Source organism: Methanosarcina sp. 2.H.A.1B.4, from assembly GCF_000979385.1.
Taxonomy (GTDB): domain Archaea; phylum Halobacteriota; class Methanosarcinia; order Methanosarcinales; family Methanosarcinaceae; genus Methanosarcina.
Genome location: NZ_JJOV01000014.1, coordinates 13,491 through 14,219, shown reverse-complemented (window position 1 = coordinate 14,219; position 729 = coordinate 13,491). Strand labels below are relative to the sequence as shown.

1 protein-coding gene is annotated in these 729 nt (G+C 41.2%); it reads left to right on the top strand.

The window, feature by feature from the left end; all coding sequences use genetic code 11:
- Positions 1 to 134: 134 nt before the first annotated feature.
- Positions 135 to 729 (top strand): winged helix-turn-helix transcriptional regulator (locus EO92_RS02595; RefSeq protein WP_369793108.1); only part of this gene is annotated, 595 nt, incomplete at its 3' end.

Here is a 729-nt window from a genome sequence, read left to right as displayed (position 1 = left end):
ATGCCGAGTTTTAATTTTTTATTCTTCTGCCTGCTTATCGCATAATCTACGGGCAGACTAACTAACAATAACTCTCAAGCAGGAATACATAACTCAGGAAATTTAAAAGTTGAAAGCCTATGAGGAATCAGTCAGTGGAACCGAAGACTGAACGTTTAATATTTACAAGCTCTAAGCTTGAAAAAAAGCTTATCCTCTGTATATTCTTTTTTTTATTCACAACAACAGCCGAAGCTACGGAATATATCGTAAGCCCGGCACCAGGTGATGAATTTGGAGTATCCGTAGCCGGGGAGGATGTACAGATATTAGAAGATACCGTAATACCCTACTGGCAGTTCCTGCTCTGGCTGGCCGTGATGCAAATCCTGTCGGTAACAGACATACTGCTGTTACCTGCAAAGCTTATTTTTGCAATACTCGGATTTCGAGTGGTTGACTATTCAAATACTATCGGAGTTCTGAAAAGGAAAAACATATACACCTATATCAAGACCAGGCCCGGGACCTACATAGGTGAGATTGCAAACAATATGGGCCTGAACCGGGGAACGCTGCGTCACCATCTCCAAATTCTCGAAGCCGAAAATATGATCGAAGCTCAATGTTTGGGTGGAAAAGTCCGGTACTTCCAGAACAGCTCCACATACGACGAAAAAGAAAAACGTGTTATTTCAGCTCTTCAAAATGAGATGAACCGAAAGATAATTTCAAAGATATTAGAGGAAG